This window comes from Pseudarthrobacter sulfonivorans (genome assembly GCF_014712225.1).
In the GTDB taxonomy this organism is placed as follows: Bacteria; Actinomycetota; Actinomycetes; order Actinomycetales; family Micrococcaceae; genus Arthrobacter; species Arthrobacter sulfonivorans.
Genome location: NZ_JACXBW010000001.1, coordinates 1 through 14,555, shown reverse-complemented (window position 1 = coordinate 14,555; position 14,555 = coordinate 1). Strand labels below are relative to the sequence as shown.

The following is a 14,555-nucleotide window of genomic DNA, read 5'->3' as shown; positions in this document are numbered from 1 at the left end:
TCTGCCCCGCCCGCGGCTGAGAGCGAAATGCCACGCCCCAAGTTTAAATCTCAACCCGGCTGCCGATAAGCTGTAGCGCATGTGTGGAATTGTGGGATATGTGGGTCATGCTGATGGCCGTGGGAATGCCGGTCACAGTGCGTTGGATGTGGTCCTTGAGGGACTGCGCCGCCTGGAGTACCGGGGTTACGACTCCGCGGGCGTTGCGGTGGTCTCGGACGGGGCCATTCAGTCCCGGAAGAAGTCCGGCAAGCTGAGCAACCTCCTCGCCGAGCTGGAGGAGCACCCGCTGCCGGAGACGCTGACCGGCATCGGCCATACACGCTGGGCCACGCACGGCGGCCCCACGGACCAGAACGCGCACCCGCACCTGGCCGACGGCGGCAAGCTGGCGCTGATCCATAACGGCATCATTGAGAACTTCGCCGAGCTGAAGCTGGACCTGGTGGCCAAGGGCTACGAGTTCGCGTCCGAGACGGACACCGAGGTCGCGGCCGTACTGCTGGGCGATATCTTCCGCACCAAACTTAACGGGGACGTTTCCGACGGCGGCCTGACCAAGGCGATGCAGCTCGCCTGCCAGCAGCTGGAGGGTGCGTTCACCCTGCTGGCCGTGCACGCCGACCAGCCCGGTGTTGTGGTGGCTGCCCGCCGCAACTCCCCGCTGGTGGTTGGCCTGGGCGAGGGCGAGAACTTCCTGGGCTCGGACGTGTCCGGGTTCATTGACTACACCCGCCGTGCGGTGGAGCTGGGCCAGGACCAGATTGTCACCATCACCGCAGATTCCGTGGAGATCACGGACTTCTTCGGCGCCCCGGCCGAGGGCAAGGAATATCACGTTGACTGGGATCCCGAATCGGCCACGAAGGGCGGCTTCAGCTCCTTCATGGAAAAGGAAATCCACGATCAGCCTGACGCCGTCCGCCAGACGCTGCTTGGCCGCTCGGACCTCAACGGGAACCTGACCCTGGATGAGCTTCGCATCGATCCGGAGGAGCTCAAGAAGGTCAACAAGATCATCGTGCTGGCCTGCGGTACCGCCGCGTACGCCGGGACCGTGGCGAAGTACGCCATTGAGAACTGGTGCCGGATCCCCACCGAGGTGGAGCTGGCGCACGAGTTCCGCTACCGCGACCCGATTGTGGACGCGAACACCCTGATTGTCTCCATCTCCCAGTCCGGGGAGACCATGGACACCCTGATGGCTGTCCGGTACGCCCGCGAACAGGGTGCCAAGACCATCTCCATTTGCAACACGAACGGGTCCACCATTCCCCGTGAGTCCGACGCCGTGCTCTACACCCACGCCGGCCCGGAGATCGCGGTTGCCTCCACCAAGGCATTCCTGGCGCAGATCACGGCGGCCTACCTGCTGGGCCTGTACCTGGCGCAGCTGCGCGGAAACATTTTCTCCGGGCAGATCAAGGACGTCCTGGCGGACCTGGGCAAGATCCCGGCGAAGATCCAGACCATCCTCGACGGTGCCGGGCCCCTGCGTGAACTTGCCCGCAGCATGGCCAACGAGCAGTCCGTCCTGTTCCTGGGCCGCCACGTGGGGTACCCGGTTGCCCTCGAAGGTGCCCTGAAGCTCAAGGAAATCGCCTATATCCATGCCGAGGGCTTCGCCGCCGGTGAACTCAAGCACGGCCCCATCGCGCTGATCGACGAGGGCAAGCCGGTATTCGTGATTGTCCCGTCCCCTCGCGGCCGAGACTCGCTGCACGCCAAGGTGGTTTCCAACATCCAGGAAGTCCGCGCCCGCGGCGCCCGCACCCTGGTCATCGCCGAGGAAGGCGACGAAGCCGTGAAGGCCTACGCCGAACACGTCTTCTACGTCCCCGAAACGCCGACGCTGCTGATGCCGCTGCTGACCACCGTCCCGCTGCAGATCTTCGCCGCCGAACTCGCCGCGGCCAAGGGCTACGACGTGGACCAGCCGCGCAACCTCGCCAAGAGCGTCACCGTAGAGTAACCGTGGACTGACCGGCCGGGAGCTGGTTTGTTCCCCCAGCGAAACGGAAGCCCCGGGCCCTAGGGCTCGGGGCTTCTGTGCTCAGCCCCGACCATTGCGGAACGCGGCTAGCATGAGAAGAGGGGGTGCACCATGGTCCGACGTCGTAAAACAGAAATTCAGTCATTCAAGGCCAGCCACATGCTCCTTTGCGTGCTCAGCGTGCAGGCGGCCTTTGCCATCACAATCGTGATTGGATTGTACTTCTGGGCTCCCAACGCCCCTGAGACACCGGCCATAGCCGGCGTACTCAGCACCGTCGCCGGAGGTCTGATCCTGCTTGCGGGGTGGACGGCGGTGCGGGGCCTCCGCACTCAACGCAGGGAGCATGACCGGAGCCGGGCCGTGTCCGACCTTATGGAGACTGTTCTCGACACCAGCCAGGAATGGGTCTGGGCCGTCGATGGCCACGAAAACTTCACCTTCTCAAGCAGGGCAAGCACGACACTTCTCGGCTATGAACCTGACGAACTGATCGGCAGACCCGTCGGTACAGTTATCGATCCAGATGAGCTCGCCAGTGCGCGCGAGGCAATTGCAGGCCAATTAGGTGATCACGGTCCAGATTGGACCGGCGTCAGGATCTCCTACCGGCACCGCAACGGCGCACCCGTCTGGATGGAAGTATCCGGCAGGTCACGCCCCACACGGGAAGGACCGCGACCTGGATTCGAAGGAAGCAGCCGTCCTCTGCCCACGCAAACTGTGAGGGCGCTCCTCAAGAGCCGCATCAGGGAACGGATCGGCAGCACCGTCCAGGGCGGCATGATCCTCACGGCCTTCCAACCCATCTACGAACTCGCCACCGGAACCATGACCGGCGTTGAAGCGCTGGCCCGGTTCCCCAGCGACGACGGCCGAAGCCCGGAGCACTGGTTCAGCGAAGCCACCAGCGTCGGCCTCGGGGGAGAACTTGAATTCGCAGCATTGGAGGCTGCACTCCGCAAGGCGGCGAAGCTCCCCGAGCACCTCTATGTCGCGCTCAACCTCTCACCCGACACATGTCTGGACCCCCGGCTGCCCGTGCTGCTGGAGCGATCCGGTCTGGCCGCTGAGAGGATCGTTCTGGAATTGACAGAACGCCTGGCAGTGGACGAATACGTACCGCTTTTGGCTGCACTTGAACCCATGCGCCAAAGCGGCCTCAGGATAGCCGTCGACGACGCCGGATCAGGTTTCGCCTCCATGCGCCATGTCCTTCAACTCCGGCCCGACCTCATCAAAATGGACCGTAGCCTCATCGCCGGCATCGACATCGACCGGGGCCAGCGGGCGCTCGGCGCCGCCATGGTCGAATTCGCCCACCAAATCGATGCCCATATCGTCGCCGAAGGCATTGAAACCCAGGCGGAACTCACAGCCGTCACCGAACTTGGCATGACCTCAGGTCAGGGCTACTTCCTGGGCCGACCCTCTCTCCACCCCGCAGACTGGGCGGCTTGGCACAAAACAGACATCAGCGACTCCACAAGGTGAGGATGCTGGCCTCAATACCCTGGGGAGGCTGGATGCCGTCTCGTGGCGCCCTCCGACATCTAAAGACCCTGCAGCGCGCAGTGCGCGCTGCAGGCATGGGCGTCACCGTAGAGTAGTGCCATGATTGTTGGCATTGGCGTAGACGTTGTAGACATTGAGCGGTTCGGCCGCCAGCTTGAACGGACACCGGGGCTCCGCGACCGGCTGTTCGTTCCGGCGGAACGCGAGCTGAACACCCGGTCCCTGGCGGCCCGGTTCGCGGCCAAGGAAGCCGTGGCCAAGGTGCTCGGCGCGCCGGCCGGCATGAACTGGCAGGACTGCTGGATCGGGCTGGACCAGCACGGCCCCACCATCCAGGTGAAGGACACCGTCCTGGCCGTGGCCGAGTCCAAGGGCGTCAAGCGCTGGCATGTGTCCATCAGCCACGACGGCGGAATCGCCACCGCCACGGTCCTCGCCGAAGGCTGAGCGCCCCTCCGCCGGGACGCCCCAGCACCTGACACCATGATCAGCGCCTACACCGGAACCCAGATCAGGGCGGCCGAACAGCCGCTCCTGGCAGCCGGGATGGGCGCCGTGCTGATGCAGCGCGCCTCCTACGGACTCGCCAACGCCATCGTCCACGAGCTGCAGGCCCGCGGCCGGCCGCTCTACGGCACCGGCGTGGCCGTCCTCGCCGGCAAGGGCAACAACGGCGGAGACGGCCTCTTCGCCGCATCCTTCCTGGCCGCCAGGGGAATGCGTACGACGGCGGTACTTACCGGGGACGCCGCCCACCCCGAGGCGCTGGCTGCTTTTGAGCGCGCCGGCGGGCAGGCGGTTTTCCTCACTGATGCGAATGTCGGCGCTTTGACGGCAGACGTGGCGGGTGCCGATGTCGTCATAGACGCTGTCCTGGGGACCGGTGCGCGGGGCGGGCTGCGGGGAGCTGCTGCCGCACTGGTGGCCGGTCTCGCCGACGTGCGGTCCGGTGCGTCCCGGCTCGTGGTGGCCTGCGACATCCCCAGCGGCGTGGACGCCGATTCCGGCGAAGCCCATGCCCCCGTGCTCTCCGCCGACCTGACCGTCACCTTCGGCGCCGCCAAGGTGGGCCTGCTGGCCGACCCCGGCGCCGACCACACCGGCCGCGTCCAGGTGGTTCCCATCGGCATCGAGGAACATCTTCCCTCGCCGGCCCTGCGGCGCCTCGAGGCTTCGGATTTGGCAGAGCTGCTGCCGCAGCCCGGGAGGCGCGCACACAAGTACACCCGCGGGGTTCTGGGCGTCGTTGCCGGATCTGCCGACTATCCCGGCGCCGCGGTGCTGGCCTGCCGCGGGGCGCTGGCCGCCGGCGCGGGCATGGTCCGCTACCTCGGGCCGCCCGAGGTGGCAGACCTGGTGCGCCAGTCCTGCCCCGAGGTGGTCTGCAGCACCGGCTCCGTGGCGGACACCCGGGTCCAGGCCTGGCTGGTTGGTTCGGGCATGGGCCCCGGCGACCCGGACCAGCTGCAGCGCGCCCGCGACGCCGTCGAATCGGGCCTGCCGGTGATCGCCGACGCCGGTGCGCTGCCGGCCCTTCCCGACGTCCTGGCGCCGCAGGTGGTGCTGACCCCGCACGCCGGCGAGCTGGCATCGCTCCTGGACCGGCTCGGCGCTGACTACGATCGCTCGGCCGTGGAGGCGACCACGCTGGACGCAGTGCGGCAGGCGGCCGTGCTGACTGAGGCGACCGTCCTGCTCAAAGGCGCCACCACCCTGGTCGCATCGCCCTTACGGGACTTCTACAGCCAGGCGGACGGCACGCCGTGGCTCGCCACGGCCGGGAGCGGCGACGTCCTGGCCGGGATCATCGGTGCGCTGCTCGCCCAGGTGGGGTCCGACGTCGGGCGCTTCCGGAACGCGGGCATCGATCCGGACGAGCGCTGGGCGGCGATCGCGGCCCTGGGTGCCAGCCTCCACGGCCTGGCAGGCACTGCCGCGGCCGGCGGGGGACCGCTAACCGCGGGGCGGATTGCTGACGCCGTGCCGGAGGTTTGGGGACGGCTCGCGGGCTGACCTGAACTGTGGACCCGCTGATTCCATGGCCGGGTCGAGGATTGCTGCCATAGCAGAGGTTTGCGGTAAAGTCAGCATGCTTAGTAAACACGGGGGCTAGAAACGTAATAGTCACACCCACCCGCTACCGTAGGCATAGGTTCTGCACCGGCTGGGTGGCGCGGCGATGATTTCGCCCGCCCCGATGTCGAACAACAACGAGGAGCACGCATGATGGAAATCTGGCCCGGATCGGCTTATCCGCTTGGCGCCACTTTTGATGGGACTGGCACTAACTTCGCGCTGTTCAGCGAACGCGCCGAAAAGGTGGAGCTCTGCCTCTTCGACGACAACGGCGGGGAAACGCGGTTCAGCCTCGATGAAGTGGACGGCTACGTGTGGCACGGCTACATCCCGCAGGTCCAGCCCGGCCAGAAGTATGGCTACCGCGTCCACGGACCGTACGACCCCCAGTCCGGCAACCGGTTCAACCCGAACAAGCTGCTCCTGGACCCGTACGCCAAGGCCGTGCACGGCCAGATTGACTGGGACCCGGCCCTGTTCACGTACAACCTGGGCGAAGAGCCGGACACCATCAACAACGATGACTCCGCGCCGCACATGATGATGGGCGTGGTCATCAACCCCTTCTTCGACTGGGACGGCGACCACCTGCCGCGCGTCCCGTATCACAAGTCGGTCATTTACGAAGCCCACGTCAAGGGCCTCACCCAGCTCCACCCCGAGATCCCCGAGGAGCAGCGCGGCACCTACGCCGGCGTCGCGCACCCGTCCGTCATCTCGCACCTCCAGAAGCTGGGCGTCACCGCCATCGAACTGATGCCGGTGCACCAGTTCGTCAATGACGGGACCCTGCAGGACAAAGGCCTGAACAACTACTGGGGCTACAACACCATCGGCTTTTTCGCCCCGCAGAACACCTACAGCTCCACCGGCGACACAGGCCAGCAGGTCCAGGACTTCAAGGCCATGGTCCGGTCGCTGCACCGGGCCGGCATCGAAGTGATCCTGGACGTGGTGTACAACCACACCGCCGAAGGAAACCACCTGGGCCCCACCCTGTCCTTCAAGGGCATCGACAACCAGTCCTACTACCGCCTCATGGAGGGCGACGAGAAGCACTACATGGACTACACGGGCACGGGCAACTCGCTTAACGTCCGCCAGCCCCACTCCCTGCAGCTGCTCATGGACTCCCTGCGCTACTGGGTCACCGAAATGCACGTGGATGGCTTCCGCTTCGACCTTGCCTCCACCCTGGCCCGCGAGTTCTATGACGTGGACAAGCTCTCCACGTTCTTCGAACTCATCCAGCAGGACCCGGTGGTTTCCCAGGTCAAGCTGATCGCCGAGCCGTGGGACGTTGGCCCCGGCGGCTACCAGGTGGGCAACTTCCCGCCGCAGTGGACGGAGTGGAACGGCAAGTACCGCGACACTGTCCGCGACTTCTGGCGCGGCGAACCGGCCACCCTCGGCGAATTCGCTTCCCGCATCACCGGCTCCGCCGACCTTTACGAACACTCCGGCCGCCGTCCCGTGGCGTCCATCAACTTCGTCACCGCCCACGACGGCTTCACCCTCGCGGACCTGGTCTCCTACAACGAGAAGCACAACGACGCCAACGGCGAGGACAACAACGACGGCGAATCCCACAACCGGTCCTGGAACTGCGGCGCCGAAGGCCCCACCGACGATCCCGCCGTCCTTGGGATGCGCGCCCGCCAGCAGCGGAACTTCATCGCCTCCCTGCTGCTCTCCCAGGGCGTCCCCATGCTGCTGCACGGCGACGAACTGGGCCGCACCCAGCAGGGCAACAACAACGGCTACTGCCAGGATTCTGAACTGACCTGGATCAACTGGGAGAACATCGACCAGCCCCTCATCGAATTCACGGCCGCCGTCAACGCGCTTCGCGCCAAGCACCCCACGTTCCGCCGGAGCCGGTTCTTCGACGGCCGCCCCGTGCTGCGAGGCGAAGGCGAACGACTGCCGGACATCGTATGGCTGGACCCCTCCGGCGACACCATGAAACCGGAAGCCTGGGACAGCGGCTTTGGCCGTTCCGTGGGCGTGTTCCTCAACGGCGACGGCATCCAGGGCAAGGACGAACGCGGCCGCCGGATCACGGACGTGAACTTCGTCCTGTACTTCAACGCCCACGACGACATGGTGAAATTCACCCTGCCGTCCGACGAGTACGCGCCCGCCTGGGACATCATCATCGACACCGCAGGCCACAACGCCGACACCGCACCTGTTAAGGCAGGGGAGGGCCTGCCTGTGGACGCAAAGTCCCTGGTGGTGCTCCGAGCCCACACCATTGAGGAGACGGAACCGGATCACTCCGTGGCCGCGTCGCTCGCCGCACTGTCGCAGACCGCCACCGCCGAAACCGCCGCTTTGAGCACGCCCGCCGTGCCGGAGCCCAAGAAGACAAAGAAGGTCAGCAAGCCGAAGGGTCCCGCAAAGTGAAGGCTCCGGCGTCCACCTACCGGCTCCAGATCCGCAGCAGCTTCACGCTCTTTGATGCTGCCGAAACGGTTCCCTACCTGAAGTCCCTGGGCGTCGACTGGGTCTACCTCTCTCCGATCCTGACCGCTGAAAGCGGGTCCGATCACGGCTATGACGTGACGGATCCGTCGTCGGTGGATCCGGACCGGGGCGGACCCGAAGGGCTGCTGGCACTTTCCAAGGCTGCCCGCGCCCACGGCATGGGTGTGCTCGTGGACATCGTCCCCAACCACGTGGGTGTGGCCTCGCCGGCGCAGAACCCCTGGTGGTGGTCGCTGCTGCGGGAGGGACGCGCCTCGCCTTACGCGGAAGCGTTCGACGTCGACTGGGAGCTGGGAGGGGGCAAGATCCGCCTTCCGATGCTGGGCTCGGACGCGGACCTGGACCAGCTCGAAGTGAAGGACGGGGAGCTCCGGTACTACGACCACCGCTTCCCGCTCGCAGCGGGCTCGTATTCTGACGGCGATTCGCCGCAGGATGTACACGGCCGCCAGCACTATGAGCTGATGGACTGGCGCCGCGCGGATGCCGAGCTGAACTACCGGCGCTTCTTCGCCGTCACCACGCTGGCGGGCATCCGGGTAGAGGACCGTTGGGTCTTCGACCAGGCCCATGCCGAAGTGAAGCGCTGGTTCTCTGAGGGCTTGGTGGACGGGCTCCGCGTGGACCATCCGGACGGCCTGGCGGATCCAGCCGGGTACCTGCGCTGGCTCAAGGAAGTCAGCGGCGGCGCGTACGTCCTGGTGGAGAAGATCCTGGAGCCGGGAGAGGAGCTTCCCGGGGACTTCGCCTGCGAGGGCACCACCGGCTACGACGCACTGGCGGAGGTGGACCGGGTCCTCGTGGACCCTTCGGGCGGACCCGCCCTGGACGCGCTGGATGCTGCCCTGCGGGGTACCGGCGCTCCGGCCGATTACGCGGAAATGATCCGCGGCACCAAGCGGATGATCGCCGACGGCATCCTGCGGGCCGAGGTGCTGCGGCTGGCGCGCCTGGTGCCTGCTTCGGCCGGGCTCGCCCTGGACGTCGCGGCGGATGCCATCGCCGAAATCATTGCCTCCTTCCCGGTCTACCGCACGTACCTGCCGACGGGGGCGGAGATCCTGAAGGAAGCCTGCGGGTCGGCGGCGGAGCACCGTCCCGACCTTGCCGCGGCCGTGGGCACGCTCCTGCCGCTGCTGCTCGACCCCGCCAAACCCATCGCCGTACGCTTCCAGCAGACCTCGGGGATGGTCATGGCCAAGGGGGTGGAGGACACGGCGTTCTACCGTTACACGAGGCTGGGCACGCTCACCGAAGTGGGGGCCGAACCCACCGAGTTCTCAGTGGCACCGGAGGAGTTCCATCACCGGATGAAACGCCGGCAGGAGGAACTGCCCCTCTCCATGACCACGCTGTCCACCCACGACACCAAGCGCAGCGAGGACGCCCGTGCCCGGATCTCGGTCATCGCCGAACTGCCGGACGAGTGGAAGGCCACGCTGAACACCCTCCGCGAACTGGCCCCGGTGCCCGACGGCCCGTTCGAGAACCTGCTGTGGCAGGCGGTCGTGGGCGCTTGGCCGGCTTCGCGGGAGCGCCTGCAGGGCTACGCCGAAAAGGCTGCCCGTGAGGCGGGCAATTCCACCACGTGGACGAACCCAAACGAAAAGTTCGAAGCGAGCGTCACCGCAGCCGTGGACGCGGCGTTCGACGACGCCCGGGTCACCCGCGTGGTGGAGGACTTCGTGGCACGGATCGACTCCGCCGCCGCGTCCAACTCACTGGCGGCAAAGATCATCCAGCTGACCATGCCCGGCGTGCCAGACGTTTACCAGGGCTCTGAGTTCTGGGAACGGTCGCTGACCGACCCGGACAACCGGCGGCCGGTTGACTTTGCGCAGCGGGTCAAGGAGCTGGCAGCGATCGACGCCGGCACCCTGCCTGCAGCGGGTACCGAAACCAGCAAGCTGCTCGTGACGTCCCGCGCACTCCGGCTTCGCCGCGACCGGCCCGAACTCTTCCAGGGCTACAGCCCGCTGACCGCGTCCGGCGCGGCGGCGCAGCATCTGCTGGCGTTCCACCGCGGCGCTCCCGGGGCGCCCGGGCTCCTGACCTTCGCTACCCGGCTCCCCTTGGGACTTGAGCGCGACGGCGGGTGGCGGGACACCGCCGTCGAACTCCCCACCGCGATGAAGGACGAGCTCACCGGCGTCACTTACCGGGCCGGAACCGTTTCGGTGGCCGCCGTCCTGGGTACCTACCCGGTGGCTTTGCTCGTACCGGTGGATGGAGAAAACGAATGACTGTGGTCAATGTAGGATCCGAACGGTTCGACGTTTGGGCGCCGGATGCCTCTGCGGTGGTCCTGCTCGCCAACGGGCAGCAGTACCCTATGAAGCAGGTGGCCGCCGCCCCCGGCGCGGAAGGCTGGTGGTCCGCGCCTGACGCGCCCGAGGACGGTGTGGTGGACTACGGCTACCTGCTCGACGGCGACACCACCCCGTTGCCGGACCCCCGGTCCCGCCGCCTCCCGGACGGCGTTCACGCCCTGTCCCGAACGTACGATCCCGCCTCGCACGCTTGGCAGGACCCCGGTTGGGAGGGGAAGGAACTGCGTGGCTCGGTCATTTATGAGCTCCACGTGGGAACCTTCACCCCTGAGGGGACCCTGGACGCGGCGGCCGGCAAGCTCGGCTACCTCGCGGACCTTGGTGTCGATTTTGTGGAACTGCTGCCGGTCAACGGCTTCAACGGCACCCACAACTGGGGCTACGACGGCGTGCAGTGGTTCGCGGTGCACGAAGGCTACGGCGGGCCCGCTGCCTACCAGCGCTTTGTGGACGCCGCCCACGCCGCCGGGGTGGGCGTCATCCAGGACGTGGTCTACAACCACCTGGGCCCCAGCGGGAACTACCTGCCGCGGTTCGGCCCGTACCTCAAGCAGGGCGACGCCAACACGTGGGGTGATGCGGTCAACCTCGATGGCCCCGGCTCCGACGTCGTGCGTGAATACATCCTGGACAACGCCGCCCTCTGGCTGCGCGATTACCACGTGGACGGCCTGCGCCTGGACGCCGTGCACGCGCTCCGTGACGAGCGTGCCGTGCATCTGCTGGAGGACCTCGGTGCGCTGGGCGACGCCATCTCGGCCGAGACCGGGCTGCCCAAGACGCTGATCGCCGAGTCGGACCTCAACGATCCCCGGCTGATCTACCCCCGCGAGGCCAACGGCTACGGCCTCGCCGGGCAGTGGAGCGACGACTTCCATCATGCCGTGCACGTCAACGTCACCGGCGAGACCACCGGGTACTACTCCGACTTCGCGTCCCTCGGCGTGCTGGCCAAGGTCCTCCAGGACGGCTTCCTGCACGACGGAAGCTACTCCAGCTTCCGCGGACGCCACCACGGCCGGCCCATCAACACCTCCCTGGTCCACCCTGCCGCGCTGGTGGTGTGCAACCAGAACCATGACCAGATCGGCAACCGCGCCACCGGGGACCGGCTGTCCCAGTCCCTGCCCTACGGCCCGTTGGCCGTGGCGGCAGTCCTGACGCTGACCTCGCCGTTCACGCCCATGCTGTTTATGGGCGAGGAGTTCGCGGCCTCCACGCCGTGGCAGTTCTTCACCTCCCATCCCGAACCGGAGCTGGGCAAGGCGACGGCGGAGGGCAGGATCCGCGAGTTCGAGCGCATGGGGTGGGATCCCGCCGTCGTGCCCGATCCGCAGGATCCCGAAACGTTCCGGCGCTCCAAGCTCGACTGGGCGGAGGCATCCGACGGTGACCACGCGCGGTTGCTGGCCCTGTACCGGTCGCTGACGGCCTTGCGTCGCGAGCATCCCGACCTGGCGGGGTTGGGTTTCGCGGAAACCGACGTGACGTTCGACGACGACGCCGGCTGGCTGCGTTTCCGGCGCGGGCCCGTGGAGGTGCTGCTGAACTTCTCCCCGGAGGCGGCACGGCTTGAGAACGTCGGCGGAACGGTACTGCTCAGCACTGATGACGCTGCGCAGCCGGAAGGCGGCTCGCTCAGCCTCCCTGCATGGAGTGCCGCAATCGTGCAGTTCTAGGGTGAATGGCCGCGGGCTGGCTTCTGTCAGCCCGCGGCGTAACACCGGCGCTCTGTCCTGTTGCCTGGGTCACAGGTGGCAGGATAGAACGTATGACTTATTCAGCCGCGGAAAACCGCTATGAATCCATGCCCTACCGCCGCGTCGGACGCAGCGGTCTGAAGCTCCCGGCCATCTCGCTGGGACTCTGGCACAACTTCGGTGACGACAAGCCCTTCGAAGTGCAGCGCGCCATCCTGCGCCGCGCCTTCGATTTGGGCGTCACCCACTTCGACCTCGCCAACAACTACGGTCCGCCCTACGGCGCAGCCGAAACCAACTTTGGCCGCCACTTCAAAGACGACTTCAAGCCGTACCGCGACGAACTCGTCATCTCCAGCAAGGCCGGCTACGACATGTGGCCCGGCCCCTACGGCAACTTTGGCTCGCGCAAGTACCTGCTGGCCAGCCTGGACCAGTCCCTGGCGCGCATGGGCCTGGACTACGTGGACATCTTCTACAGCCACCGCCCGGACCCGGAAACGCCGATGGAAGAGACCATGGGTGCCCTGGACCAGGCCGTCCGCTCGGGCAAAGCCCTGTACGCCGGCATCTCGTCCTACACGCCGGAGCAGACCCTGGAAGCGGCCCGGATCCTGAAGGAACTCGGCACGCCGCTGCTGATCCACCAGCCGAGCTACTCCATGCTGAACCGCTGGACCGAGAACGGCAGCCCTAACCTCTACGAGGCCTTGGAGCAGGTGGGCGCCGGCTGCATCGCCTTCTCACCGCTGGCCCAGGGGATGCTCACGGGCCGCTACCTCAACGGCGTGCCCGCCGATTCGCGGGCGGCGCAGGACAAGTCCCTGGACCAGGGCATGATCACGGACGAGACCCTGGGCCGTATCCGCGGGCTCAACGCCATTGCGGAAGGCCGGGGCCAGACGTTGGCGCAAATGGCCGTCGCCTGGATCCTGCGTGAGCAGGGCAAGGGCTCTTCGGTGACCTCCGCCCTCGTCGGCGCTTCCAGCGTCCGGCAGCTGGAAGACAGCCTCGCCGCCATCAACAACCTTGAATTCACGGACGATGAACTGCAGGCAATCGACGAGTTCGCCGTGGAATCGGACATCAACCTCTGGAAGCAGAAGTAACGTAGCCGCACTTTTGACATTGCGGGGGCCGGGAACAATCCCGGCCGCCGCTTGGTTGGGTAAGATGATAAAGCGCCGATTGGCGCACTGCCAGCGCGCCGCCGTCGTACTTTCCGGTGTTGACCGTCCTGGCGGCTGAGGTTGTCTTCAAAGGAGTTCCGTGTCTGCAAATCCGATTCGTGTTGCCATTGTTGGTGTAGGTAACTGCGCCGCCTCGCTCGTCCAGGGTGTGCAGTACTACCGCGACGCCGACCCCCAGGCCACGATCCCGGGTCTGATGCATGTGGAGTTCGGCAAGTACCACGTCAACGACGTCCAGTTTGTTGCCGCGTTTGATGTAGACGGCAAGAAGGTGGGCGTTGACCTTGCCGACGCCATCCTCGCCGGCGAAAACAACACCATCAAAATCGCCGACGTTCCTCCCACCGGCGTGACTGTCCAGCGCGGCCACACCCTGGATGGCCTCGGCAAGTACTACCTCGAGACCATTGAGCAGTCCACCGAAGAGCCCGTTGACATCGTCGCCGCGCTCCGGGAATCCAAGGCCGACGTGATGGTCTGCTATCTTCCGGTTGGTTCCGAGGATGCTGCCCACTTCTACGCCCAGGCTGCCATCGACGCAGGCGTGGCCTTCGTCAACGCCCTGCCGGTCTTCATTGCCGGCACCAAGGAATGGGCCGACAAGTTCACCGCTGCCGGCGTCCCGATCGTGGGCGACGACATCAAGAGCCAGATCGGTGCCACCATCACGCACCGCGTGATGGCCAAGCTCTTCGAAGACCGCGGCGTCACGCTGGACCGCACGTACCAGCTGAACGTCGGCGGCAACATGGACTTCAAGAACATGCTGGAACGCGACCGCCTCGAGTCCAAGAAGATCTCCAAGACCCAGGCCGTCACCTCCAACGTCGAAGCCGAGCTGGCTGCCAAGGACGTCCACATCGGCCCGTCCGACTACGTCCAGTGGCTCGATGACCGCAAATGGGCCTTCGTCCGCCTGGAAGGCCGCAACTTCGGCGACGCCCCCGTGTCCCTGGAATACAAGCTCGAAGTGTGGGACTCACCCAACTCCGCCGGTGTGATCATCGACGCCATCCGTGCCGCCAAGATCGGCCTGGACCGCGGTATCGGCGGCCCGCTGCTCTCCGCTTCCAGCTACTTCATGAAGTCCCCGCCGGAGCAGTTCAACGACGACCTCGCCCGCGAAAAGGTCGAGGCCTTCATCCGCGGCGACCTGGAGCGCTAACCCCTCCCACCCCTGCGACGCTCTCTCACTTAATGTGGGTTTCCGGGCGATCCTCTCTCACTTAATGTGGGTTTTTACGTGACGCTCTCTCACTCC

The 14,555-nt window shown here is 66.3% G+C and carries 9 protein-coding genes; all 9 read left to right on the top strand.

The genetic code is table 11. The features are described 5' to 3' along the window. The first annotated feature begins 79 nt into the window (after window positions 1–79). The 9 genes from glmS to IAQ70_RS00005 all read left to right on the top strand — a co-directional run bounded on the left by glmS (window position 80) and on the right by IAQ70_RS00005 (window position 14,459). Window positions 80–1,972 carry a glutamine--fructose-6-phosphate transaminase (isomerizing) gene (glmS, locus tag IAQ70_RS00045; protein ID WP_190987279.1) on the top strand — a complete coding sequence of 631 codons (1,893 nt, stop codon included), beginning with the start codon at window positions 80–82 and terminating at the stop codon, window positions 1,970–1,972. Window positions 1,973–2,152: 180 nt separating this feature from the next. Then, on the top strand, window positions 2,153–3,487 hold the full coding sequence (locus tag IAQ70_RS22550; RefSeq protein ID WP_223858559.1) for a sensor domain-containing phosphodiesterase: 1,335 nt from the start codon (window positions 2,153–2,155) through the stop codon (window positions 3,485–3,487). Window positions 3,488–3,607: 120 nt separating this feature from the next. After that, window positions 3,608–3,955 carry a holo-ACP synthase gene (locus tag IAQ70_RS00035; RefSeq protein WP_190987278.1) on the top strand — a complete coding sequence of 116 codons (348 nt, stop codon included), beginning with the start codon at window positions 3,608–3,610 and terminating at the stop codon, window positions 3,953–3,955. Window positions 3,956–3,991: 36 nt separating this feature from the next. Beyond that, entirely contained in the window at window positions 3,992–5,521 is a 1,530-nt protein-coding gene (locus IAQ70_RS00030; protein WP_190987277.1) for an NAD(P)H-hydrate epimerase, read from the top strand. 213 nt (window positions 5,522–5,734) lie between these two features. Beyond that, the gene (gene glgX / locus IAQ70_RS00025) at window positions 5,735–7,993 is read left to right on the top strand and encodes a glycogen debranching protein GlgX (RefSeq protein ID WP_190987664.1); all 2,259 of its coding nucleotides are present in this window, start codon (window positions 5,735–5,737) and stop codon (window positions 7,991–7,993) included. Beyond that, a complete protein-coding gene (treY, locus tag IAQ70_RS00020) occupies window positions 7,990–10,317 on the top strand; it encodes a malto-oligosyltrehalose synthase (RefSeq protein ID WP_190987276.1) in 2,328 nt (775 codons plus the stop codon). The genes glgX and treY overlap by 4 nt, the downstream gene beginning before the upstream one ends. Further along, entirely contained in the window at window positions 10,314–12,083 is a 1,770-nt protein-coding gene (treZ, locus tag IAQ70_RS00015) for a malto-oligosyltrehalose trehalohydrolase (protein ID WP_190987275.1), read from the top strand. The genes treY and treZ overlap by 4 nt, the downstream gene beginning before the upstream one ends. A gap of 92 nt (window positions 12,084–12,175) precedes the next feature. After that, window positions 12,176–13,213 (top strand): L-glyceraldehyde 3-phosphate reductase, encoded by a 1,038-nt coding sequence (gene mgrA, locus IAQ70_RS00010; RefSeq protein ID WP_190987274.1) that lies wholly within the window; start codon window positions 12,176–12,178, stop codon window positions 13,211–13,213. A gap of 160 nt (window positions 13,214–13,373) precedes the next feature. Continuing rightward, a complete protein-coding gene (locus IAQ70_RS00005; protein WP_190987273.1) occupies window positions 13,374–14,459 on the top strand; it encodes an inositol-3-phosphate synthase in 1,086 nt (361 codons plus the stop codon). Window positions 14,460–14,555: the final 96 nt, after the last annotated feature.

Coding starts and splice junctions, on each gene's coding strand:
- glmS (WP_190987279.1), top strand. CDS start 80: ATGTGTGGAATTGTGGGATATGTGGGTCATGCTGATGGCCGTGGGAAT.
- glgX (WP_190987664.1), top strand. CDS start 5,735: ATGGAAATCTGGCCCGGATCGGCTTATCCGCTTGGCGCCACTTTTGAT.
- IAQ70_RS22550 (WP_223858559.1), top strand. CDS start 2,153: ATGCTCCTTTGCGTGCTCAGCGTGCAGGCGGCCTTTGCCATCACAATC.
- mgrA (WP_190987274.1), top strand. CDS start 12,176: ATGACTTATTCAGCCGCGGAAAACCGCTATGAATCCATGCCCTACCGC.
- IAQ70_RS00030 (WP_190987277.1), top strand. CDS start 3,992: ATGATCAGCGCCTACACCGGAACCCAGATCAGGGCGGCCGAACAGCCG.
- IAQ70_RS00035 (WP_190987278.1), top strand. CDS start 3,608: ATGATTGTTGGCATTGGCGTAGACGTTGTAGACATTGAGCGGTTCGGC.
- treZ (WP_190987275.1), top strand. CDS start 10,314: ATGACTGTGGTCAATGTAGGATCCGAACGGTTCGACGTTTGGGCGCCG.